Origin of the sequence: Phyllobacterium sp. UNC302MFCol5.2 (genome assembly GCF_000686005.1) — a bacterium.
Classification (GTDB): domain Bacteria; phylum Pseudomonadota; class Alphaproteobacteria; order Rhizobiales; family Rhizobiaceae; genus Phyllobacterium; species Phyllobacterium pellucidum.
This window is the reverse complement of record NZ_JMLL01000010.1, coordinates 136,224-156,733: the sequence shown is the minus strand read 5'-3', so window position 1 is coordinate 156,733 and position 20,510 is coordinate 136,224. Positions and strand designations below refer to the sequence as shown.

21 protein-coding genes and 1 tRNA gene are annotated in these 20,510 nt (G+C 57.2%); 7 read left to right on the top strand and 15 right to left on the bottom strand.

Annotated features, from left to right (window positions below; translation table 11 throughout):
- Positions 1–17: 17 nt before the first annotated feature.
- Positions 18–1,235, bottom strand: coding sequence for an efflux RND transporter periplasmic adaptor subunit (locus tag BR48_RS0102685; protein ID WP_027229893.1), 1,218 nt, complete (start codon positions 1,233–1,235; stop codon positions 18–20).
- Between the two features lie 169 nt (positions 1,236–1,404).
- Here BR48_RS0102685 and BR48_RS0102680 point away from each other — a divergent pair, with 169 nt between their 5' ends.
- Entirely contained in the window at positions 1,405–1,989 is a 585-nt protein-coding gene (locus tag BR48_RS0102680) for a TetR/AcrR family transcriptional regulator (protein ID WP_027229892.1), read from the top strand.
- Positions 1,990–1,997: 8 nt separating this feature from the next.
- On the opposite strand, the gene BR48_RS0102675 is transcribed toward BR48_RS0102680, so the two are convergent.
- From BR48_RS0102675 to BR48_RS23620, 4 genes are read right to left on the bottom strand one after another with little or no spacing between them, the layout of a single operon-like run.
- On the bottom strand, positions 1,998–3,119 hold the full coding sequence (locus tag BR48_RS0102675; protein WP_027229891.1) for an ABC transporter permease: 1,122 nt from the start codon (positions 3,117–3,119) through the stop codon (positions 1,998–2,000).
- 7 nt (positions 3,120–3,126) lie between these two features.
- Complete coding sequence (locus tag BR48_RS0102670; protein WP_051614789.1) at positions 3,127–4,272, bottom strand: ABC transporter permease; 1,146 nt, start codon at positions 4,270–4,272, stop codon at positions 3,127–3,129.
- 29 nt (positions 4,273–4,301) lie between these two features.
- Positions 4,302–6,065, bottom strand: a complete 1,764-nt coding sequence (locus BR48_RS0102665; protein WP_027229889.1) for an ATP-binding cassette domain-containing protein — start codon at positions 6,063–6,065, stop codon at positions 4,302–4,304.
- Complete coding sequence (locus BR48_RS23620) at positions 6,062–7,105, bottom strand: efflux RND transporter periplasmic adaptor subunit (protein WP_051614496.1); 1,044 nt, start codon at positions 7,103–7,105, stop codon at positions 6,062–6,064. Before BR48_RS23620 ends, BR48_RS0102665 begins: the two co-directional genes overlap by 4 nt.
- Positions 7,106–7,197: 92 nt before the next feature.
- Here BR48_RS23620 and BR48_RS0102655 point away from each other — a divergent pair, with 92 nt between their 5' ends.
- Positions 7,198–7,881, top strand: a complete 684-nt coding sequence (locus BR48_RS0102655; RefSeq protein WP_027229888.1) for a CerR family C-terminal domain-containing protein — start codon at positions 7,198–7,200, stop codon at positions 7,879–7,881.
- Here BR48_RS0102655 and BR48_RS26080 read toward each other — a convergent pair.
- Positions 7,875–8,051 carry a hypothetical protein gene (locus BR48_RS26080; protein WP_155810794.1) on the bottom strand — a complete coding sequence of 59 codons (177 nt, stop codon included), beginning with the start codon at positions 8,049–8,051 and terminating at the stop codon, positions 7,875–7,877. The two genes, BR48_RS0102655 and BR48_RS26080, sit on opposite strands and share 7 nt — an antisense overlap.
- Before the next feature lie 232 nt (positions 8,052–8,283).
- On the opposite strand from BR48_RS26080, the gene BR48_RS26075 reads away from it, so the two are divergent.
- On the top strand, positions 8,284–8,619 hold the full coding sequence (locus BR48_RS26075; RefSeq protein WP_139217607.1) for a hypothetical protein: 336 nt from the start codon (positions 8,284–8,286) through the stop codon (positions 8,617–8,619).
- Between the two features lie 42 nt (positions 8,620–8,661).
- Here the strand turns inward: BR48_RS26075 and BR48_RS0102640 are convergent, their stop codons facing one another.
- Complete coding sequence (locus tag BR48_RS0102640) at positions 8,662–9,036, bottom strand: hypothetical protein (RefSeq protein ID WP_155810793.1); 375 nt, start codon at positions 9,034–9,036, stop codon at positions 8,662–8,664.
- A 58-nt stretch (positions 9,037–9,094) separates the two neighbouring features.
- Positions 9,095–9,484, bottom strand: a complete 390-nt coding sequence (locus tag BR48_RS0102635; RefSeq protein ID WP_027229886.1) for a DUF930 domain-containing protein — start codon at positions 9,482–9,484, stop codon at positions 9,095–9,097.
- A 300-nt stretch (positions 9,485–9,784) separates the two neighbouring features.
- Here BR48_RS0102635 and BR48_RS0102625 point away from each other — a divergent pair.
- Positions 9,785–9,875, top strand: a tRNA-Ser gene (locus BR48_RS0102625).
- Positions 9,876–9,975: 100 nt separating this feature from the next.
- On the opposite strand, the gene BR48_RS0102620 is transcribed toward BR48_RS0102625, so the two are convergent.
- A complete protein-coding gene (locus BR48_RS0102620; RefSeq protein WP_027229885.1) occupies positions 9,976–10,692 on the bottom strand; it encodes a hypothetical protein in 717 nt (238 codons plus the stop codon).
- 656 nt (positions 10,693–11,348) lie between these two features.
- Here BR48_RS0102620 and BR48_RS0102615 point away from each other — a divergent pair.
- Positions 11,349–12,884 (top strand): hypothetical protein, encoded by a 1,536-nt coding sequence (locus BR48_RS0102615; protein WP_081815738.1) that lies wholly within the window; start codon positions 11,349–11,351, stop codon positions 12,882–12,884.
- 153 nt (positions 12,885–13,037) lie between these two features.
- Here BR48_RS0102615 and BR48_RS0102610 read toward each other — a convergent pair whose 3' ends face one another.
- The gene (locus BR48_RS0102610) at positions 13,038–13,757 is read right to left on the bottom strand and encodes a class I SAM-dependent methyltransferase (RefSeq protein ID WP_027229883.1); all 720 of its coding nucleotides are present in this window, start codon (positions 13,755–13,757) and stop codon (positions 13,038–13,040) included.
- A gap of 659 nt (positions 13,758–14,416) precedes the next feature.
- Positions 14,417–14,539: a hypothetical protein gene (locus BR48_RS26760; protein WP_280140128.1), complete on the bottom strand. Its 123-nt coding sequence runs from the start codon at positions 14,537–14,539 to the stop codon at positions 14,417–14,419.
- Positions 14,540–14,759: 220 nt separating this feature from the next.
- Here BR48_RS26760 and BR48_RS0102595 point away from each other — a divergent pair, with 220 nt between their 5' ends.
- Positions 14,760–15,938, top strand: a complete 1,179-nt coding sequence (locus BR48_RS0102595) for a GAF domain-containing sensor histidine kinase (protein WP_027229882.1) — start codon at positions 14,760–14,762, stop codon at positions 15,936–15,938.
- A gap of 237 nt (positions 15,939–16,175) precedes the next feature.
- Here BR48_RS0102595 and BR48_RS0102590 read toward each other — a convergent pair whose 3' ends face one another.
- The 4 genes from BR48_RS0102590 to BR48_RS0102575 all read right to left on the bottom strand — a co-directional run bounded on the left by BR48_RS0102590 (position 16,176) and on the right by BR48_RS0102575 (position 19,332).
- Positions 16,176–17,099: a site-specific integrase gene (locus BR48_RS0102590; RefSeq protein ID WP_051614787.1), complete on the bottom strand. Its 924-nt coding sequence runs from the start codon at positions 17,097–17,099 to the stop codon at positions 16,176–16,178.
- Positions 17,100–17,435: 336 nt separating this feature from the next.
- Positions 17,436–18,542 (bottom strand): porin, encoded by a 1,107-nt coding sequence (locus BR48_RS0102585; protein WP_027229880.1) that lies wholly within the window; start codon positions 18,540–18,542, stop codon positions 17,436–17,438.
- Between the two features lie 47 nt (positions 18,543–18,589).
- The gene (locus tag BR48_RS0102580) at positions 18,590–18,919 is read right to left on the bottom strand and encodes a multidrug efflux SMR transporter (protein ID WP_027229879.1); all 330 of its coding nucleotides are present in this window, start codon (positions 18,917–18,919) and stop codon (positions 18,590–18,592) included.
- A complete protein-coding gene (locus BR48_RS0102575) occupies positions 18,916–19,332 on the bottom strand; it encodes a hypothetical protein (RefSeq protein ID WP_027229878.1) in 417 nt (138 codons plus the stop codon). Before BR48_RS0102575 ends, BR48_RS0102580 begins: the two co-directional genes overlap by 4 nt.
- Between BR48_RS0102575 and BR48_RS0102570 the strand changes: the two genes are divergently transcribed.
- The gene (locus tag BR48_RS0102570) at positions 19,325–20,443 is read left to right on the top strand and encodes a porin (protein WP_027229877.1); all 1,119 of its coding nucleotides are present in this window, start codon (positions 19,325–19,327) and stop codon (positions 20,441–20,443) included. The two genes, BR48_RS0102575 and BR48_RS0102570, sit on opposite strands and share 8 nt — an antisense overlap.
- Positions 20,444–20,510 lie beyond the last annotated feature (67 nt).

Genomic DNA, 20,510 nt, shown 5'->3' with positions numbered 1-20,510 from the left:
CCCGGAGGGGCTCTGGGTTATTGCTTTGCGGGTTCCGCAAGCGCTTGCTGGTCAGCCGCCGCCGTTGCCCCCATTGCCACCATTTGCGGTGCGACGAGTGAACCGGGACGGATGCGCTGCAAGCCGTTGACGACGATCTTTTCATCAGCCTGCAGGCCCGCCGTCACGATGCGAAGGCCTTCGGCCCGCGCGCCCAGCGTGATCTCGCGATATTCGACGATGTTCTGCGGATTGACGACCATGACGAACTTCTTGTTCTGGTCGGTACCGACAGCCTTTTCATCGACGAGCAGTTCCTGACGCTCATTGGCCTGGCCCATGCGAACCTTGGCGAACTGGCCCGGCATCAGCCTGCCGTCGGCATTGTCGAAGACCGCACGCACCTTGACCGTGCCGCTCGACACATCGACGCTGTTGTTGATGAGCTGGAGTTTTCCGGCAACGCCGTTCGACCCCTGCACATCCATCTGCACGGGAATGCGATCCACGAAGTCACGGCCGTTGAGACCGCTCGGCAGATCGGCGAGCGCCTTGGCGACGACGTTCTCGTCGGCCTCGAAGCTTGCATAGATCGGGCTGATCGAGACGAGCGACGTCAGAAGCGGCGAACTCGGGCCGGCAGCGATCAGGTTGCCGGGTGTGATCTCGATGCGCCCGACGCGTCCGGTGATCGGTGCGCGGATATCCGTATAGTCGAGATTGAGCATGGCCGTCTTGAAAACGGCCTCAGCTGCCTGCAGGTCAGCCTGCGCGCCGGTCTGCACGTTCATGCGCTGGTCGTAATCGCTCTGCGATACGGTGCGGGAATCGATCAGGCGCTTGCCGCGCTCAAGCTCGTTCTTGGCAAAGGCGAGCTTCGATTGTGCAGCGCTAACCTCGGCGCGAGCCCGCGCAACCTCTGCTTCGAACGGCGCCGGGTCTATTTTCACCAGAAGGTCGCCCTGCTTGACGATCGCGCCTTCCTTGAAATGGATCGACTGGACAGCGCCGGCAACGCGCGAGCGCACTTCCACCGAATCGATTGCTTCAAGACGGCCGGAAAATTCGTTCCACTGCGTCACGTTTTTCGGCTGGACGAGCGCTACCGACACCGGCATTGCCTGAGCGGGAGCCTGCTGCTTTTCAACTTCTGCATGACCTTTGGAGAATTCAAAAACTTTTGTGCCACCTACGGTTGCAAGCGTTAGAACAATGCCGCTGACGAGGAGGCTCTTCTTAAAAGTGCTGATTGACATCGTGGTCACCTGCTTTGAAAATATATGCCACTTGGGAGGATGGCAGATCGGAACTCGATCATTGACGTTCTATACCGATCGGTATAGAAGCGGTGATATAAGGCTGCGGTACAGCAGCTGTCAACCGATTTTATACCGAGCGGTATAATTCTTTTAGGGAGTCTTGTCCATGGGACGGCCGAGGGAATTTGATGCGGACGATGCCTTGCAGACGGCTTTGGAGCTGTTCTGGCGCAAGGGCTACGAAGGCACGTCCATCACTGACCTTACTGACGGCATGGGCATAACAAAACCAAGCCTCTACGGCACATTCGGCAACAAGGAAGAACTCTTCCGCATGGCGCTGCAGCGTTACGAAGAGCACTATATGGCGTTCTTCTGGAGCGCGCTCGAACAGCCGGAGGCGCGCACGGTTGCCTTTGACATTTTGCGCGGGTTCGTCCGGGCGCAGACCGAAGCGTGCAATCCCGGCGGCTGTCTCGTTGTCAACGCCGCAAGTTCCTGCAGCGATGCCGCGCTCGAGATCCACAAGACGATTGTCGAGCGTATTCAAGTCGGTCAGAAGGCGCTGGCGCGTCGGTTCGAGCGCGCCAAGCGCGAGGGCGACCTGCCTGACGACAGCAATCCCGAGGACCTTGCCCGGTACATTTTGACCGTTGCGCAAGGTACCGCCGTGCAGGCGTCGAGCGGCGCCAGCCGTGAAGACGTCTACAGGCTTGTCGATATCGCGATGAAGTCTTTTCCTGACAAATAGCCGCCGTTTCATGTCAGCCGGTTGCGGAACAGCCACGCCGAAAACGGCAGGGTGACCGCGGCGATCGCGACCAGCGCCAGCATTTCCGGATAGAGCTCCCTTACGCCTGCATCCTCCAGATAGACCTGATGCGTGATACTGATCGCATAGCGCAGTGGATTAACGAGGGTCATATACTGCAGGATCTCGGGCATGTTGCCGATAGGCGCCGTCAGGCCGGAAAGCAGCATGAACGGCATAAGCAGCACGAACGAATAGATCATGGCCTGCTGCATGTTGGCGGCGAGCGACGAGATGAACAGTCCGATGCCGACGGCTGCGGCGAGAAACAGTATTAATCCGAGATACAGCATGAAATAGGACCCGGTAAACGGGATCTGGAACCATAATTGGGCAACGAGAAGAATCGTCGTTGCCTGGCTGAGCCCGACCAGCATCGAGGGCAGGGCCTTGCCGATCATGATCTCGGAGGGCCGAAATGGCGTGACCAGCAATTGGTCGAAAGTGCCTGCCTCGCGCTCCCGCGCCACGGACATTGCCGTGAGCATCAACGTCATCATCATCGTGATCGTGCCGATCAGCGAAGGGATCATGTACCAGCGCGTTTCAAGGCTTGGATTATACCACGCCCGGGTGGTGAGCTTCATGCCGCCGGGCGGATCCTGACCATTATCTGCCCGCCAGCGCGTGGCGAAGTCCGATGCGATCGTGCTGATATAGCTCTGCGCCGTGCCCGCCGTGTTGGAGTTGCGGCCATCGGCGATCACCTGCAGCTTGGCCGGCATCCCCGCCATCAGCCGCTTTTCGAAATCCTCGTCGACGACGATGACAAGGAGCACGCGCCCCTCATCGATGAATTTCGCGATGTCCGAGGTCCGCTGCAGCGTTGCCACGCGCGTGAACGTTCCAGAGCCGTCAAGCTTGGAGATGAATTCGATGGAGGCGGCACTGTGATCGTGATCAAGGATAGCATAGGGAACGTTGTTGAGGTCATAGCTCGCCGCGTAGCCAAAGATCAGGCACTGCAGGATCGGCGGCAGCACAAGCACGATCCGGCTCTTCGGATCCTTGAAGATTGCCAGCAATTCCTTGCGGATCAGGGCGATGATGCGGAAGAATGACTCCTTCATGACTGGCTCACCCGAGTTTCTTGCGCGTTGCGAAGACCGAGGCGGTCATCAGCACCGCTGCCATCGCGGCCAGCACAGCCGCGTTTGGCAGGATGACCGGCCAGATATCGCCGGCCAGAAACAGCGTCTGCAACACGCTGACGAAATAGCGCGCCGGGAAAATATGGGTAATGACCTGGATCGCATAGGGCATGCTCCTGATGTCGAACATGAACCCCGAGAGCATCATTGCCGGCAGGAAGGTGACGATCAGCGTGATCTGGCTCGCCACGAACTGGTTTTTGGTCAGCGACGAAATCAAGAGCCCGATGCCGAGCGCAACCAGCAGATAGAACGTCGAGACCACCACCAGGATCCAGAGCGATCCGCGCAGCGGAACGCCGAACAGAACCTGGCTGCCGATGACCGAAAGCGCAAGCCCGAGCATGCCAAGCACGAAATAGGGCACCGTCTTGCCGAGGAGGATCTCGCTTGGCAGCGCGGGGGTGACGAAGAGCGCCTCAAACGTGCCGCGCTCCCATTCGCGCGCGATGACCAGCGCCGTCAGCAGGGCGCCAATGAGCGTCATGACCAATACGATGAGCCCGGGGACGAGAAAATAGGTGCTGTCATTGGCCGCGTTGAACCAGAGGCGCGGTTCAAGATCGATCGTCGCGCCGTTGCTGACGATCTTGCCCTCGGCCATCTGCCGAGCAGCTGCAATACCGACGGCACCCTGCGCATAGCCGAGTGCAATCCGGGCGGTGTTGGCATCACTGCCATTGACCACGAACTGGATCTCCGCCGTCCCAGCCTCGACATCGCGCGCAAACTGAGGCGGTATACGAACGATACCGTTGACGGTCTTGTTCATCAGAAGACGCTGCGCCTCGGCCATGGTCATCACCCGATGCGTCTGAAAATAGGGCGAGAGTTCGAAGCCGGACACGGCATTGCGGGCCTCGGCCGACGAATCCTCGATCACCATCGCCACGGGCAAATTCTTCAGGTCGAAGGAAAGTCCGTAGCCAAAGAGGATCAGGAGGATCATGGGCATGACGATGCCGACGGCGATGCTGCTCGGATCGCGCACGACTTGCCAGGATTCCTTGCGCACCAACGCCAGGATGCGGCGCAGGCTGTTCCTGGCGGGATGCGAAGCGGGCGCGTTCATGGCTGACCCCTCGCTGGTTTGGTGGCCCATTACGCTGCCTTTTCGCGCGTTTCGCGGCGCGATTCCTCGACGATGGCGATGAAGGCGTCTTCCATGTTGGCCTCTTCGCCTTTCTTCGGCTTGGCATGGGCGCGGATTTCGGCGGGCGTTCCCTCGGCAAGATTGCGTCCGGCATCGAGAATGATGATGCGATCGCAATACTCGGCTTCTTCCATGAAATGGGTGGTGACGATCACGGTAACGCCCTGTTCGGACAGCGCAGTGATGCGGCCCCAGAATTCGCGCCGCGCCAGCGGATCGGCTCCGCTGGTCGCCTCATCGAGGAAAAGGATATCCGGCTCGTGCAAGAGCGCCGCCGCCATGGCGAGGCGCTGCTTGAAGCCGCCGGGCAATTGCCCGCTTGGCAGTGTCGACAGGCTGCCGAGTTCGAATTGATCTTTTGACCATTCGATGCGCTGGCGCTTCTTCGCACCGCGCAGGCCATAGGCGCTGGCAAAGAAATCAAGGTTTTCGTCCACGGAGAGATCGCCGTAGAGCGAGAACTTCTGCGCCACATAGCCGAGATTTTCGCGGGCCTCGGCGCGCGACGTCCGCAGGTCCGCCCCGGCAACGCGCAAGGTGCCGCTCGTTGCCGGCATCAGGCCGCACAGCATGCGGAAGGTCGTGCTCTTGCCTGCGCCATTCGGGCCGAGCAAACCGTAAATTTCGCCGCGCCTTACCTCGAACGTGACGTGATCGACGGCAGTGAAGTCACCGAACTTGCGCACGAGATCATGGACTTCGACGGAGATCTCGCTGCCACCAGCCGGCTTCGGCCTGTCGAGGATGACCGCGCTCGACTGGCTTTTCCTGGCCACGGCGCTGAAGAGGATCATGAAGCCATCCTCGAAGCGCGGCTTTACTGGTTCGAGCTCGACAGGCTTGTCGTCGATGCGGATATCGCCGCCGAAATCCGGTTGCTTCACGACGCGTACTCTGCCGGCTTCCGGCACGGCGTCGGCGACGCCTTCCTGGCGAAACAGCCGCGCCTGCAGGGACCTCGCGGTCGTGCCGGCGTCGGGCGTTGCGATGAATACCTGGTCCTTTGCCCTGGCGGTGATTTCCTCGGGCTTGCCTTGCGCCAATACCTTGCCGAGATGCATGACCACGGCATGATCGCAAAGCTCCGCCTCGTCGAGGTAGGAGGTGCTGACGACGACTGTCAGCCCGTCTTCCCGCACAAGTCTGGTGACAATTTCCCAGAGTTCACGCCGCGACAGGGGATCGACGCCGACCGTCGGTTCATCGAGAAGAAGTAGCTCCGGCGCGCGAACGAGGGTACAGGCAAGGCCGAGCTTCTGCTTCATGCCGCCGGAAAGCTTTCCTGCCAGCCGATCCGTGAAGCGGCCGAGGTCGGTCATTTCCATCAGGCGAGGGTAGATTTCCTTGCGCGCGTCGTGGCCGATACCGTGCAGATCGGCATAGAGATCGAGATTCTGTTGAACGGTCAGGTCCTCATAGAGGCCGAATTTCTGCGGCATGTAACCGATACGGTTCTGAATGTTCTGCGGGTCCGCGGCGACATCGACGCCAAGCACGGAAAGCTCGCCCTTTTCAGCGGTCATCAACCCGGCGATCAGGCGCAGGATCGTTGTCTTGCCGGCGCCGTCCGGCCCAACGAGCGCGGTCAACGTGCCGTGCCGTGCCTCGAATGAGACGTCCTCCAGCGCCTTGACCGTCTCGCCGGTTTCGCGCTGAAACGTCTTGAAGAGGTTTCTTGCGACAACCGGTGCGGAAGGCGCGGCTTCTGTCATGACTTTGCCTTGGCGTCGGTCTCCTGGCCGCCGGCCGGCAGTGGCTTCAGCGGTTCGTTCGGCAGAAGCGTGACAGTAGCCGGCATGCCAAGCCGTAGAAGATCATCCTTGTCATCGACAAAAACCCGGACCTCATAGACGAGGCTCGATCGCAAATCAGCAGTCTCCACGGTTTTCGGCGTAAACTCCGCCACCGGTGATATGAATCCGACCCAGCCATCCTGCGGTTTGTCCGGGAAGCTGTCAGTGGTGATCCGCGCCCGCATGCCGGGTTTCACATGTCCGAGATTGGGCTCGGAGACATAGGCCCGTACCCATTTCGTCTTGATCACGGCGAGCGAAAGCACCGGTTTCATCGGCGCGGCCATTTCGCCCGGCTCCATCAGGCGTGAGCGCACCACGGCATCGACGGGCGCTATCAATTCCGCATCGTTGAGCTGTTCGCGTATCAGCGCCAATTGCGCTTCGCTGCCGCGCAGCTGTGCTTCGGCCTGCAACAGGTCCTCGGCGCGGGGACCGGCGATGGCGAGTTCCAGCGCGCTCTGGGCCACTTCGACCTTGGCGTCGGCAACGGCGGCCGCTGCCTTGGTGGTGTCGAGTTCCTGTTTGCTGATCGTGGAATTGACCGTCAGGCTCATCCGCCGTTCGAGCTGTATGTTGGCGTTGTCCGCATCGGCCTTCGCCGACGTGAGATTGGCGCGGGCCTGCGCGATCTCCTCCGGCCTGCTGCCATTGCGCAGCTTCAGGACCATGGCGCGCTGTGAGGCAACGGTCGCGTCAGCCTCGCGGACCTGCGGCGCAAGCCGGCCGGTATCGAGGCGGGCCAGCACCTGTCCCTTTTTCACGACATCGCCTTCCTCGACAAGGACCTGATCGATGCGTTCCGAGCCATTGAAGGCGAGGGAGGCCTGCCTCAAGTCGACATTGCCATAGAGTGTCAGTGCGTCGGCGGTTGCCGGACGGTGCCAGTACCACCATGCGCCAACGCCAAGCGCAGCAAGAACGACCAGAATGATCAATATGCGGATTTTTTTGCCCATGGCCGCACATCATATTCAACTTGCACGTTTATGTCAAATTACAATTTGAATTTCAACTTTGAAAAACCGGTAAACTCCGCTACAATGATTCCATGGCGAAACAGAGCACTCGAAAACTTCCCGGCCGGCGCGAGGATGGCGCCACCACCAAAGCTCAGATTCTGGAGGCTGCAGGGGAAGTCTTTGCCGAAAAGGGCTTCGATCGCGCCACCGGCAAGGAAATTGCCGAACTGGCAGGCAGCAACTCTGCCGCCGTCAACTACTATTACGGTGGTATCGACGGTCTCTACGGGCAAGTGCTGCTCGAGGCACACCGCCGCCTCCTGACCTATGAAAGTCTTGTGACTGTAGCGGAAGGTCCGGGTGACCCCAGGGAAAAGCTGCGTAGCCTCATCGGATTGCTCGCACGTGCGGTGACGGGTTCGGCTCGATCGTCGTGGGCGCTCGGGGTGCTCGGACGTGAGATTCTTTCGCCATCACCGGCATTTTCTTTGCTTCTCGACAAGGAAATTTTGCCGAAGAAGCTCGTGGTTACGACGATTGTCGGCGAGATCCTGGGATTGCCGCATGACGATCCGGCGGTAACGCGCTGCGCACTCAACATCATTTCGCCCTTTGCCATGCTGGTCGTCGGCAACAAGCAGATCTTCACGCGCGTCCTACCCGGGTTAAACCCCGCCGAACCCCAGGCCCAGAATGAAATCGTCGAGCATTTCCAAAGATTTGCCATGGCGGGGCTCGAGGCTACTGCCTCGGCGCTGCGTTCCGCTCATTGATGCATCTGAATGGGCGGCCAGCGATAAGTATCCGCAACGGTTTTGATCTCCGCTGGCTTTTTCACAGCCTTTTCGGGCAACTCCTGAGACTTGGCGATCGCCTCGCGCAGCATTTGCCATTCTCTTTCGTGGCGTTGATAAACATCCTGCGGAACGGTCGGTGTCGTCATTCTGCAACCTCCAGTATTCGATTGGGTGTGATCCTTAGGCGTCGCGGATAACGATCAAATAAGGTCTCGGTTCCGCCTGTGCCATTCAAGAATTGCAACCGGCATTTACAGATCCGCGCATGTCTGCGATCTGCGGTAGCAATTGCGTGAACAGGGAACCAATCCGTTCACGACAAGTTCATGCTTCGAGGTGCATTTGAGAACTGTACCGCTTTTGTCAGGAGGCATTTATATGCAAAGAACACTTTCCGCCTTGTCGGCCGCAATCGTCGGTTTGGCGATGTTGCTGGGCTCGGCCATATCATCGTTTGCCGCGCCGGTCCCTTCCCAGCCCGTGCAGGTGACGTCCAATATTGAGCAGGTACGTTCGCGCGACAGGTATCGTCCGTACTATCGTCACGGTTGGGACAATCGCCGTAACTGGAACAGATCAAATCACCGCTACAACCGAAACTGGGGCAGGTCCCATTGGGGCCGGTCCGATTGGGAGCGCCGCAATGTTCGCACCTATCGCGACCGCAGGTGGCGCGAAAACCAGATGGGTGGCAGCGGCCGCAGTCATCAGTAACTGACACCGAGGGCGGCGCAAGCCGCCCTTTTCGTATCCGGACTAATTCCCTTTTCGCTTGATAGCCTCGTAGCCAACGCGCACTTTTTCAGCGAGTGTCAACAATCTGTCCTTGCAGGTCTTCGCGTCGAAATCGCCTGGTTGCTTCGGCCCCGCGTTTACCTCGCGCAGCCAGCCGCGCACGGTCTGATCGGCTTGATCGGCGGATTTGCCCAGCGCCTTCAACACGGTTTCGCTGCTTTCGATAGCCGAGTAGTGCGGTTCGCGCCCCAAGGCGTCCTGGCACTGATATGAGGCGATAACCAGGGTCCTTGCATCTGCCACGACTTGATCCGTGCCTGCGGTCTTGCTGTTGGTGGTCGTGCATGCCGCCACGAATACGGCCAACGTGCAGCAGCCTAATGATCTGAGTTGCATGCAGATTCCCCCATTTTCTCGAATGGAGGCTAGCCAACCAGCGCCGTGGTGTCGAGCATCAGGGAACGAGGAAATGCGTGGTCCAGTCTTTTTCGGGCACGAGATCGCCGATCTTATATTTGAACGCGACGATCTGCATGTTGTCGGCGCTCGTCTCGCACTTGTATTTGAGGTGGTACCACGCACCGCCGCTGCGAAAAGCTGCGCCGCGGGTCTGGATGCCATGCGCCTGCATGCGTGGCTCGGCAAAGGCATAGGCCAGAACCTTGTCCGGGTTGAACTTGCCTTCGTCTTTGCGAATGCGCTCCATTGCCTCGACGTCGCAACGTTGTTCGAGCCGGGTTTGCGGATCGAGTTTGCGCAGGCCTGTCTCTTCGCGCGCATCCATGGCGAAGACCGGCTGGGATGCCACAACGGCAAGCGCGACCGCAACAAGAACTGTTTTCATAAGAGACCCATCCAATTTTCTGCGGTGCGAGCGATGCGCGAGACTACGAGAAGGGGGAGTTGCTCGCCAAGTCCCCGAAATCACACAACCCACAGGTTTGATTCGACGCGGGCACGATCAGCAACAACGGCCCGGTGCATAGCGGCTAGGCCGCGAAATTGTCAGAACTTGGTCACAACGCATGAATATTATCGGCGATGGATTTGCCAGGATCGCGCGCCGGCTCGCCTGCGGCATTTTTTACGGAAAAGCCAACAAAGCCCTTGCAAACAAGGGGTTTCATCTTTAGTCAGCGTCCTCGGAGAGGTGGCCGAGTGGTCGAAGGCGCTCCCCTGCTAAGGGAGTAGGGCTCAAAAGGCTCTCGAGGGTTCGAATCCCTTCTTCTCCGCCATGCCTCTAATCAGCCGGCGTGCGTTTCATCGAGGAAGGCGTGGTGATCGTTGCCAACCAACTATCTTGTCGGTTTACTAGACCAACTTTGCCAGACGCGCTTAACCATCCGTATCGGCAGAGGGCGTAAGCAACCCTAACAGCCCGCCAGTCGGCCTGGATGCGGCATTTGGAACCCTGAGGGCCGCGATTAGGCGTTCACGCTGCATGTACTGAATAAACTGCTGTTTCTCTTCCGGGCCAGAATACACGGCAAAACCTTGGTCGCCTGATGCTGCCTTCATTGCGGCCACGCACTCCTGGACGCTCTTTCCCTTGAACAAGTTGTGATAGAAGGCGATGAAGGCAACGAGAGCATCATCGTACAGGATGTTATTGAAGCTGCCAATCGTCGCGAAGAACGGCCTCTCGTGCTCCTCCTCCCTCATGTTCATTCGGATAGAACTGCCTCCGCCACATGTCGAGAAAGCAATCATCAGTCCGTTCGGGAGCGCCTCATTGATGGGCGAAAGAATATCGCGGAGTTCCGCCCAGGAAATAACGGTACCGTCCGTTAATTGGATGCCTTCCGCGAAACCATGCATGCTCAGATGCAGTACCGGCATGCAGCCATGGTGAGCAACTGCTGTTCCAAACCTGTTTCCCGGTTCTTTGATCGATAAGGCGAGTAAAAACTGCTCCTTATTGACAGCGATACAATAGGAATGTTTCGTGCGCGAAAGATTAAATGCTTCGCAAAGCGCGCTTCCCTCCGTTCGCCTGTCTGCGAAGTCAGTCGCGCTGGGCGATTCTACAATGTAAACGAAACCATCCGACATAACGGAACTCCGACGTAAGTGTCGGGCACAATATCAAGCGTCTGGCATTAGTGTAAACACTAAATATAGTGCAATCATTGAAAAAGTTGGCAGCACCGTGCAAGTTATCGTATGCGGGGCTTCATGCGGACGCTGGACGCAACTGAAAGTTTCCGTTGCGTTGTTACGATCCTAAGCTACGCACGAGGAAAAAAATCCCTGTGAATATAGTCCGCCTATTTGAACTTTCGCTGCCTCGGATCCTAAAGAACAAGGACTACGACGATTGGGAAGCAGCGGTATAAAATGACCAACACTCGAAACAATTTACACGCTCAGTGAGACCGCGGAAAAGATGCTGCGAATAGCTAGAGAGCGGCGGAAGGATAAACATAAATGACCAAAACCCGATCCAGTGCACTCGATGATCTTCCCACTATCTGAGCAGTGGCGGACGGAATCACGCGCCACTCAGCGACAAGGTTGAGGGAACGAAACTTCGGTATTACAGCTATGTAACCTGTTTCGAAACGCCCACACGCTCACTTCTATCAAGATGGAAGAGGCATGCTATGAGCAACCGCCGCGACGTTCTGATTGGTCTTGGTTCTTTACTGGCGTGCTCGACATGCTTGCGACCTGTTCTGCATGCAGCTATCGCTCAGGACTTGCCGACTATGCCGCCGCGCAATCCCTGGCTTGCCGAGAGCGTCTATCCGACCTCGCATTTCAATCCCGGCGCGACGGATTCGGTGCTGTTCGCCGGCCCCGTGCATGGTCGCAAGCTTAAGACCGAAGAGGTCAAGACCGTTCCGACGGTCATCACCTCCAATCCCACGCTCAAGAAGGTGGGCGATCAGACGATCGCTTTTGCCAGTGGGGCGGTGGGCGTTCAGAAGCTTCGCCTGACGGGGAAGACGATGGAGGCCGGCAATTTCGTGCCGTATCCCGGCTTCGAGGCGGATGCGGAAATGGCATCCAACGAAAGCATCCACACTGTCCTCGACAAGCTTGATGCGGCATCTCGCGCTCGCGACGAAAGCCAGATTGTCGCCGCGCTTGCTACAATGGGTTCCATGGGCCTCAACATTCAGACTGGCATCAACGGGGTCTACAACCTCTTTGACAAGGATGGCTATCACTACTGCGTTTTTGGCGGGACCAAAGTGCTCAAGTCATTCGATGACAATGATCCCGAGGCAGACGTCCGCATCGTAGCCTCCAAAAATCTGGTGGAGGATTTGCCGGCCGACATCGCCAAATCCGTGTCGCGGATCATAGGGCTGGCCATGACCTATGATGGCTATCTTGCTGCGGCTGCCCCCGGCGCAGCGCTGATCCTCGATCGCAATCTCAATGTGAAGTCCTATGTCGGATTTGGTGACGAAGCAGTCGACAACTCCATCTGCATCGATGACAAGGGCGGGGTCTATGTCGTCACCAGCAAGCGCATGCTGCGTCTCGCCTGGACCGGTGAGAAGCTTTCAACCGACACCGCAGATGGTGCATGGGAGTCGCCTTACGAGTCGATGGACCCCAAAAAAGCCATGGCGCTTGGCGCAATCTCGCGCGGGTCGGGCACGACGCCGACGCTGATGGGGTTTGGTGACGATCCCGACAAGCTCATCGTTATTGCCGATGCCGCAGAAGCTGGGACCAATCTGGTCGCGTTCTGGCGTGACGCGATCCCGGATGGCTTTCAGCAGAAACCCGGCACTCTGTCCCGACGAATTGCCGACCAGATCAAGATCGACATATCCAGCCTTACAATCGAACCTTCCCCCAACGTGCTGGGTTACGGGGTTGCCGTCATCAATGGCAGCTACCCGGAACCGTTTCCGGAGCCCGGGCCGCCCAACCAGTTCACCGCCGGGGTTACGCGCAAAGCGCCGCTTGGCGTTCAGAAATTCACCTGGGACCCGAAAGAGAAGAAGTTCGAAAAAGCGTGGGTCAATATGGAGGTCGACAACACCGATATTATGGTGCCCGTCGTCTCCGCGGCCACCAACCTCATCTACTGCGCGACCAAAATCAGCGGGAATTATGCCTATGTCGGGCTGGACTGGACGACTGGCGAGACGAAGCAGACGTGGCTCTTTCCCGACGACAGCCGAAAGTGGAATGCGCTGGGCGGCATCACGACGATCCTCAAGGATGGTGATCTTCTGATTGGCGGCGCATTTGCCATTAAGCGGATGATAGATGCACCTTAGTTTTGGATAAGACAACGGGACGGTACAACCGAACAGGGCCGGTCGTAATATCACGATCTCCACGGACTGGTGTGCCGCGATTCCGAATTGTCAGTTTATGTGTTGCGAGAAAGGATGGTGCGTTGGATTGTCATTTATAGAGCTTTCGCAAGTTCAGTGACCATCCCTCTTTTTTGCCTTGAGCATTAGCGTCCATCCCCAATCTCTTTTTTCCATGAAGTCACGGAGCCCATGACCAAGCAATGGTGCGGTAAGTCGATTTACTTTGTTGGATGTCAGCAGTCTTCTGAAGTGTTTATGAGCGATTGGCGTAATCGAGAACAATGATTCTATTTCAAAATGCTTACTTGCCAGCGAAGCCAATTCCGTGCGGTCCACCCACTTCCTGAGCTGGCCAGGTTGCTGGGTCGGCACCCTGCAGTAATTTTGCAGAACGGGACGATTTTGCGTCGCAAGGAAGAGGTGCCCGCCGGGCTTGAGCAGTTCCGAGAGACGCGTGAAAAATTTGTTCTGGTCAGCAACGTGAGATAGCACTTCCAGGCTGACCAGCACGTCGAAAGACATGGGTGCAAAATCGAGTTTGGCGAAGTCGCCGGCCACGAACTTTATTTGGGGCCAGCGCGTTCGCGATGCTGATAGAACCTCGTCGGAAATGTCCGTTCCGGTGACGTTGCCAAACTTTGCCAGCGTTGGGCAGAACCAGCCGTTACCGCAGCCAACTTCGAGGATGTTGAGATCGCGTCGTCCCAACTCGACAAGCCATTCCTCGATAACCTGGGATTGCCGGCGGGAAATTTCCCCTACATCGTGCTGACGATTTTCGGAGTTCCACTTATTCCAAAACGTGCGTTGTAGTTCGTCGCTCTGTTCCATAAACGAAGGATTGCAAGCTCTCTATGGTGGCGCAATGTAATACAAGGAGGTAATTCCATGTATTGATACGCAGCCTTTTCGTTTCATCTAAATGCTTTACACCAAACGGGTTTGCGAACCGCTGGATGGTGGGGAGTACCCACGCTTTCCCGATGGGCACCGATGTACAGGAGTGAAAACAGCCGGGCTGGAGATCGCGGGAGCGCAACTTTGAGCCCGTACTAATGCTTGATGCTTATTTGCCTGATTGGCTTGCGGGGTTATTCACAAAAGGTAGGTAAGCCCGACAGCCAAGGCTACGCCGACGAAAAACAACGCCCCGTACATCAAGGATGTTCGGAACTTGGGAGCTGGTCGTTTCTCGTTATATTCGTCATAGGCTTTCATACCCGTTTAACGTGTCTCAGCTTCGATCGTTCCGGGTCGAGCAGATTATCCCTTTCGACAGCCAATCCACTGGACGAGAACCCGAATTCGCAGCGTAACATCATGCGCGTTGGGGACGACAAGATCGTTGAGTGTCTGGAAACGTTAAGGGACTGGCGGCGATGCCGCCGCTCCGCGAGAATCTTGCTAAGCCCGGAAACAGCATCCAGCGCCGGTCACCTCGTTGGAAAATAGTCGGAAGCGGCGAAGGAGGAGGGGATAAAGGTTCTCGTTCAACCCGGGAGCATCTGCGAAATAACGACCGCGACTGAAACCGCAAAAGCGAAAATGAGAAGATGACGCCACATCGGGGTGGTGTAGTGCGAATAGATTTCGTCTTCTTCGTCTTCGAACATTTCCGGCCTTTCTCCCATTTCAGCCGTCCCTATCAGTGCAATGTGAAGCCTGGATGTCAAGTTAATGCATTAATCTGAAGCCGGTCGATCGTTGAGGTATGATGGTCGACTAGTCCCTCCCGCCTTATAATCAACGCGGTGTCGGCGCAGAATGTTCCCGTGCATGGTGCAATCCGCCAAAACCCCTATATTGGCTTGCACCTCAGATTCGGGAAACTTCATGCCACACGATTTTCAAGCTGATATTGATGCCATTGCTCGCATCGATGCAGTTCCAACCATACTCGATGTCGTCTGCCGGACGACAGGCATGGGATTCGCGGCTGTCGCACGGGTGACCGAAGATCGCTGGATCGCCTGTCAGGTGCTCGACAATATTGCGTTTGGCTTGAAGCCCGGGGGCGAACTTGAGGTCAAGACCACGATCTGCGATGAAATTCGCGGCAGTGGCCAAGCCGTCGTTATTGACGAAGTGTCGCAGGATTTGGTTTATTCGACCCACCACACGCCGCAGATTTATGGCTTTCAAAGCTACATCTCGATGCCGATAACACTGCCGGACGGCACTTTTTTCGGCACGCTTTGCGCCATCGATCCCGCGCCGGCGCGTTTGAAGAATCCGCAAGTGGTTGGCATGTTCAAGCTCTTCGCCGATTTGATTGCTTTTCATCTCGACGCCAATGACCGCCTTGCCAAAACCGAGGCTGCCCTGGTCGACGAACGGACGATCTCGGAATTTCGCGAACAATTTGTCGCCGTGCTCGGTCACGACCTGCGCAATCCTGTTGCCTCGATCGATTCGGGCACGCGCCTGCTTCTGCGTACGCCACTCGACGAAAAGGCGGAAGCCATCGTCAAGTTGATCCGCGGCAGCGTTGTGCGCATGTCTGGCCTCATCGATAACGTTATGGACCTGGCGCGGGCTCGCCTCGGCAGCGGCGTCATGGTCGAGATCAAGCGCAATGCCGAATTGAAGCCCACGCTGACCCAGGTTGTCGACGAACTCGGGTCGGTCCGCCCCGATCGCGTCATCGAGACCAGCTTCGAATTCGATGATCCGATCCGCTCCGACCCGCTGCGTGTCGGCCAGCTTCTGTCAAATCTTCTTGGCAACGCCTTGGCCCACGGTTCCGAAGACGGGGCGATTATCGTGGATGCCCGAACCACCGATGACGCATTTGAACTGTCGGTTACCAATCGCGGCGAGCCTATACCTGCGGAATCGGTCGACCAGCTGTTTCTGCCCTTCTTCCGCCATGGCGCCAAGACCGGCCAGCAGGGGCTTGGCCTCGGACTCTACATCGCGTCCGAAATCGCCAAGCTGCATGGCGGCGTCATCGAGGTCGATTCGAACGACGGGAAAACGCGCTTCACGTTCCGCATGCCGCTCGAAGCGTAGGGCCGGCAGCGAGGCGATGCTAAGTAACAGGGCAGGGTTAAGGTGAGGACGCCTTGCCCTCCCGCTTGCGGGGAGCGTCGCAAAGCAGCGACGCCGAGGGGCTCCGTGCGCCCGCGCCTCATTCGAAATACGCCGGTATCCGGGCTTGAGTGAAGTTTGCTGGCGCCGCGTCACGGTTTTACTCAACCGGTCAGCGGCGCCTGATTCCGCTCAATGGTGCTCCAATACGGCAGAGGCTCAATGGTGCTCCAACACAGCAACGCAGGAATCAAGATCATTGGTGGCGAGGTGGGCGTAGCGCATGGTCATCTGCAGGGTCTGATGTCCAAGCCACATCTGCACGCGCCGGATGTCGATGCCGCCACGAACCAGCCTCGAAGCGCAGGTATGGCGCAATATGTGCGGGACGACCTGATCGTCGCGACCGAGTCCGACCTCGGCTTTTGCCTCATTCCAGATCGCGCGAAACCGTACCTGGCTGTGCATGGAGAAGGGACCCTTCAGGCGTCCGCGCGGGATCAGCGTCGCTTCGCGAGCGCGGGAGGTTAGGGGAACGGTCCGGCTACGCCCGGATTTTGTCAGCCAGAAAGTCGAGCGGCTATCCTGCAGATCGTTCCATGAAAGGCCGATCGCCTCGCCGAGACGGCACCCGGTATCGACCAGAAACACGCTGAGGCGGTAACTGTCTTCGCAGCGTGCCCGAATTGCAGAGAACAAGCGCTGTTCTTCTTCGAATTCGAGGAAGCGAATCCGCCCTTGCCGCTCTTTCTGGCGGCGAAACTCCGGCAGGTTGTAGATATCGCCCATCTTACACGCTTTCCGCAGCAATTTGCTCAAGGCCGCCATCTTGCGATTGATGGTGGCATTGCTGTTTCCGCGTTCGCGCAAGGTTCCAATGACGAAGTCGAGCATTTCCTGGCTGAATACGCTGAATCGCTCGCCGCCCACAATCTCGGCGATCTCGCCGAGAAATGATCGGACATTGACCTTATGCGATCCTTCATCCCAGAGAATGCCGATATATTGCGCGGTCAATTCCGCGAGCGTGTGATCCCGAACCAGTCGTCGCGTCTGGTGAGCGCTTGAGGAGTAGTGCAGATCATATTCGAACTGGACCGAAAAACGGGCGTCCTGCTGCGTGTCCAAGGGGGCGACTAGCATAATGATTGCGCTCTGAAACAATTTAGAAGCATCGGAAAAATATGCGGCAAGTTGTAGCCGCCAATCCGAAAAACGCAATCCCGGAACGTCTGCCCATTTAGGCTAATAGACTTCCGTATGATAAAGCGACAGGCTTTATCAGTTCTCAACCCAACGGGCTGCAGTTCGAGCATTTCCACGTCTCCTCGGTCCGCGACCGATCAGAAATCCTTTCTCTGAAAATTGCTGTCCGCCGAAGAATGCGAACGCTGAAAATTGCTGTTGCTTAGAATTGTTGGTTCAATTGGAAAAGCCGACGCCGGAAAAACCGGCGTCGGAAGTATTCAGGTCAGATGATTAGAAATTGCGCTGGAAGCGGATAATGCCCTGCACGGCATCCTCTTTCTCAACGAAGTAACTATCGTCAAAGTGTGTGTAGTTGACTTCTGGCGTAATCTTGAAGCCCGGCACGAGTTCGTAGCCGACGTTCAGAGCAGCAGCGATGCGACCCTCGTCTTCGTAGCCAACCTGCGCGTTGATGGTCGCCTTGTCGGTTGCCTTCACTGCTACACCGCCCCAGACGGCATAGTCGCCATTCCATGTACCGTAGTAGTTACGCTCCCCTACGATGTTTCCATCCTCATCATAATGAGAATCGCCCCAGCCGGACTGATAGCCACCCATCACCCAGGCAGCGATCGTGTCGTTGACTTTGACGTCCAGGCGGACTTTCCCGGCGAACTCTTCAACAATTGAATCGTAGCCGCCAACAGCCGAGATGGAACCCCAGCCCTGCGCAAACTTCACACCTGCCACGATATGCGGGACATAATCGTCGATGACGTATGAACTGGTTGTAACTACATCGGTGTCATAGTCGATGGAGTCGTAGCTGTCCGCACCCTGTTCAAGGCCAACCATGGCCGAGAAACCGTTACCGCCAGCGAACGTATAGCTCACCTGGTTGGTGTTGTATGGACCTTCGGCAATTACGTCGTCGGAGATGATGTCACCGAGATAACCGGTCCAGGAGGTGAACTGGGAATCGACCGCGCCAACCCGGAAACCGCCGAGTTCGATATAAGCCTGATTTAGGTCAACCGTCTCTGCATCGGCGCCGTTCTTGAAGTTGAAGCGGGTTTCGACGAATGACTTCAATGTACCGAGTTCGGTCTCGCTACGAGCATCGAAGCGAAGATCAGCACGGGCCTTTTTGTCCCAAGTGCCACGCTCATAACCGGTATACGGATCATCGCCGCCCTTGGCATCGTAACGGACATAACCGCTGATCTTCAAGCAGGTCTCGGTTCCCGGAATGTAGAAGAAGCCTGCGCCGTAAGCGTCGCAAACGCGAACGTATTCGACAGGCTCTGGTTCGGCGACGACGATTGCATCGGCAGCACGTGCGCCGGTTACTGCGACGAGAGCCGCAGCGGAGCCGAGAAGAAGGCTCTTGATGTTCATTTCTGACCTCCAGTCAAGATTCGCTGGAGATCGGCGGAAAACGGTCGTTAGTGGCCGACTGTATTCGAAAACAGATTGACGATGAGAACGCCGGCAATGATGAGGGAAAGACCAATGATTGCAGGCATATCGAGGGCCTGGCGGTACCAGAACCAACCGACAGCTGCGATGAGAACGATGCCCGCGCCGGACCAGATCGCATAAACAATGCCAACCGGAATCGTCTTGATCGGAATCGACAGCAGGTAAAAGGCGAGGCTGTAGCCGACGACGCACACGAGCGAGGGCCACAGCCGCGTAAATCCGTCCGCCTGTTTCAGGGCGGATGTGGCAACCACTTCACAGACTATGGCAACAACGAGGTAGAGATATGTCATGTCAAATCACCATTGCGGAAGGAGCGGGCGGATTGCCGATTCGAATCGAGGAACGCCATGAAAACCACCGGTTCATGGGCGATTCTCAAGCGAGGTAACGTCCCAATACCGGCATTCAAGGGCAAGATTTCATTAAAAAACCAGTTACCTCTATTAAGGAGTGGTAAAGATATTGGAGGGTGCGCGGCGATTTCGTGGCATTTGTGCAACAGCGATCTTGCATAGACGCTTTGGAACCCTTCCGGCGAGACTTTCATGGTTGAAACGCCAGCGCTGGCGAGTATGGTCAGTCGGGAGGAAGGGCGTTCATCGCATTTCTTCTTGGACTTAGGGGATGGGGACAGGTTGTCCTTCAGCCAAATTGGAATGCCCAGACCCATTTTTAACTTTGACTGGAGGTCAGAAATGAACATTAAGAGCCTTCTACTCGGCTCCGCTGCGGCCCTCGTCGCAGTAACCGGCGCGCGTGCTGCTGATGCAGTCGTTGTTGCCGAACCAGAGCCCGTCGAATACGTTCGCGTTTGCGACGCTTACGGCGCAGGCTTCTTCTACATTCCGGGGACCGAGACCTGCTTGAAGATCAGCGGTTATCTGCGTTACGACGCTGCTGGTGGCGACGATCCGTACAATGGTTCGAACGTTGGCGCCAACGACAACGAAACCTGGTACAAGCGCACTCGCGCTGAAGTCCGTTTCGACGCACGTTCGGAAACTGAACTCGGCACTCTGCGTTCCTACGCTCAGACCCGTTTCCAGTTCACCAACGGCAGTGACAACGGTGCTTCGCTTCCGCAGGCATTCATCGAACTCGGTGGTTTCCGCATCGGTGTCGCCGACGAAATCTTCGGTTCGTGGACCGGTTATGCTGGCAACATCATCAACGACGATGTGATCAACTACCAGTCGGGCACGACCAACCAGGTTAGCTACACCTTCGCAGGCGGCAACGGCTTCTCGGCCATCATCGCTGCTGAACAGGGCCAGAACGACTTCGGCAATTTCGGCTTTGACTACGTCATCGACGACTACATGCCGCACGTTCTTGCTGGTGCGAAGTGGGAGCAGGGTTGGGGCGGCATCTCCGGTGTTGTTGGTTATGACTCGGTTGTCGAAGACGTTGCTGTAAAGCTGCGTTTGGACCTCAAAGTCACCGACACCATCTCGCTGTTCGCAATGGGCGGTTATCAGTCTGACTACAGCGCACCGGACTTCGACACGACGACTGGCGTTGTAACCGGCGGCAACCAGAACTGGTTCGGCACCTGGGAAGGCGATTGGGCTGCTTGGGCAGGCTTCTCGGCTAAGCTCTCCGACAAGGCAACTCTTAACGGCCAGGGCGCATACGAAGAAGAAGGCACCTACGCTTTCGCTCTTAACGTAGCCTACGAACTGGTTCCTGGCTTCACGATCACGCCGGAAATCAACTACACCAAGTTCGACGGCGTTCGTAAGGACGTTGCTGAGTTCGACAACGGTAACGACGACGCATTCGGCGGTATCATCCGCTTCCAGCGTAACTTCTAATCCTTTACTGGATTGGTTGATAAAGACCCGGCGGCGCGAGCTGCCGGGTTTTCTTTGTTCATGGGCC

Excerpts from the sequence above, each read along its gene's own strand:
- BR48_RS0102685 (WP_027229893.1), bottom strand. The coding sequence starts at position 1,235 with ATGTCAATCAGCACTTTTAAGAAGAGCCTCCTCGTCAGCGGCATTGTT.
- BR48_RS0102680 (WP_027229892.1), top strand. The coding sequence starts at position 1,405 with ATGGGACGGCCGAGGGAATTTGATGCGGACGATGCCTTGCAGACGGCT.
- BR48_RS0102675 (WP_027229891.1), bottom strand. The coding sequence starts at position 3,119 with ATGAAGGAGTCATTCTTCCGCATCATCGCCCTGATCCGCAAGGAATTG.
- BR48_RS0102670 (WP_051614789.1), bottom strand. The coding sequence starts at position 4,272 with ATGAACGCGCCCGCTTCGCATCCCGCCAGGAACAGCCTGCGCCGCATC.
- BR48_RS0102665 (WP_027229889.1), bottom strand. The coding sequence starts at position 6,065 with ATGACAGAAGCCGCGCCTTCCGCACCGGTTGTCGCAAGAAACCTCTTC.
- BR48_RS23620 (WP_051614496.1), bottom strand. The coding sequence starts at position 7,105 with ATGGGCAAAAAAATCCGCATATTGATCATTCTGGTCGTTCTTGCTGCG.
- BR48_RS0102655 (WP_027229888.1), top strand. The coding sequence starts at position 7,198 with ATGGCGAAACAGAGCACTCGAAAACTTCCCGGCCGGCGCGAGGATGGC.
- BR48_RS26080 (WP_155810794.1), bottom strand. The coding sequence starts at position 8,051 with ATGACGACACCGACCGTTCCGCAGGATGTTTATCAACGCCACGAAAGA.
- BR48_RS26075 (WP_139217607.1), top strand. The coding sequence starts at position 8,284 with ATGCAAAGAACACTTTCCGCCTTGTCGGCCGCAATCGTCGGTTTGGCG.
- BR48_RS0102640 (WP_155810793.1), bottom strand. The coding sequence starts at position 9,036 with ATGCAACTCAGATCATTAGGCTGCTGCACGTTGGCCGTATTCGTGGCG.
- BR48_RS0102635 (WP_027229886.1), bottom strand. The coding sequence starts at position 9,484 with ATGAAAACAGTTCTTGTTGCGGTCGCGCTTGCCGTTGTGGCATCCCAG.
- BR48_RS0102620 (WP_027229885.1), bottom strand. The coding sequence starts at position 10,692 with ATGTCGGATGGTTTCGTTTACATTGTAGAATCGCCCAGCGCGACTGAC.
- BR48_RS0102615 (WP_081815738.1), top strand. The coding sequence starts at position 11,349 with ATGCCGCCGCGCAATCCCTGGCTTGCCGAGAGCGTCTATCCGACCTCG.
- BR48_RS0102610 (WP_027229883.1), bottom strand. The coding sequence starts at position 13,757 with ATGGAACAGAGCGACGAACTACAACGCACGTTTTGGAATAAGTGGAAC.
- BR48_RS26760 (WP_280140128.1), bottom strand. The coding sequence starts at position 14,539 with ATGTTCGAAGACGAAGAAGACGAAATCTATTCGCACTACACCACCCCG.
- BR48_RS0102595 (WP_027229882.1), top strand. The coding sequence starts at position 14,760 with ATGCCACACGATTTTCAAGCTGATATTGATGCCATTGCTCGCATCGAT.
- BR48_RS0102590 (WP_051614787.1), bottom strand. The coding sequence starts at position 17,099 with ATGCTAGTCGCCCCCTTGGACACGCAGCAGGACGCCCGTTTTTCGGTC.
- BR48_RS0102585 (WP_027229880.1), bottom strand. The coding sequence starts at position 18,542 with ATGAACATCAAGAGCCTTCTTCTCGGCTCCGCTGCGGCTCTCGTCGCA.
- BR48_RS0102580 (WP_027229879.1), bottom strand. The coding sequence starts at position 18,919 with ATGACATATCTCTACCTCGTTGTTGCCATAGTCTGTGAAGTGGTTGCC.
- BR48_RS0102570 (WP_027229877.1), top strand. The coding sequence starts at position 19,325 with ATGAACATTAAGAGCCTTCTACTCGGCTCCGCTGCGGCCCTCGTCGCA.
- BR48_RS0102575 (WP_027229878.1), bottom strand. The coding sequence starts at position 19,332 with ATGTTCATTTCTGACCTCCAGTCAAAGTTAAAAATGGGTCTGGGCATT.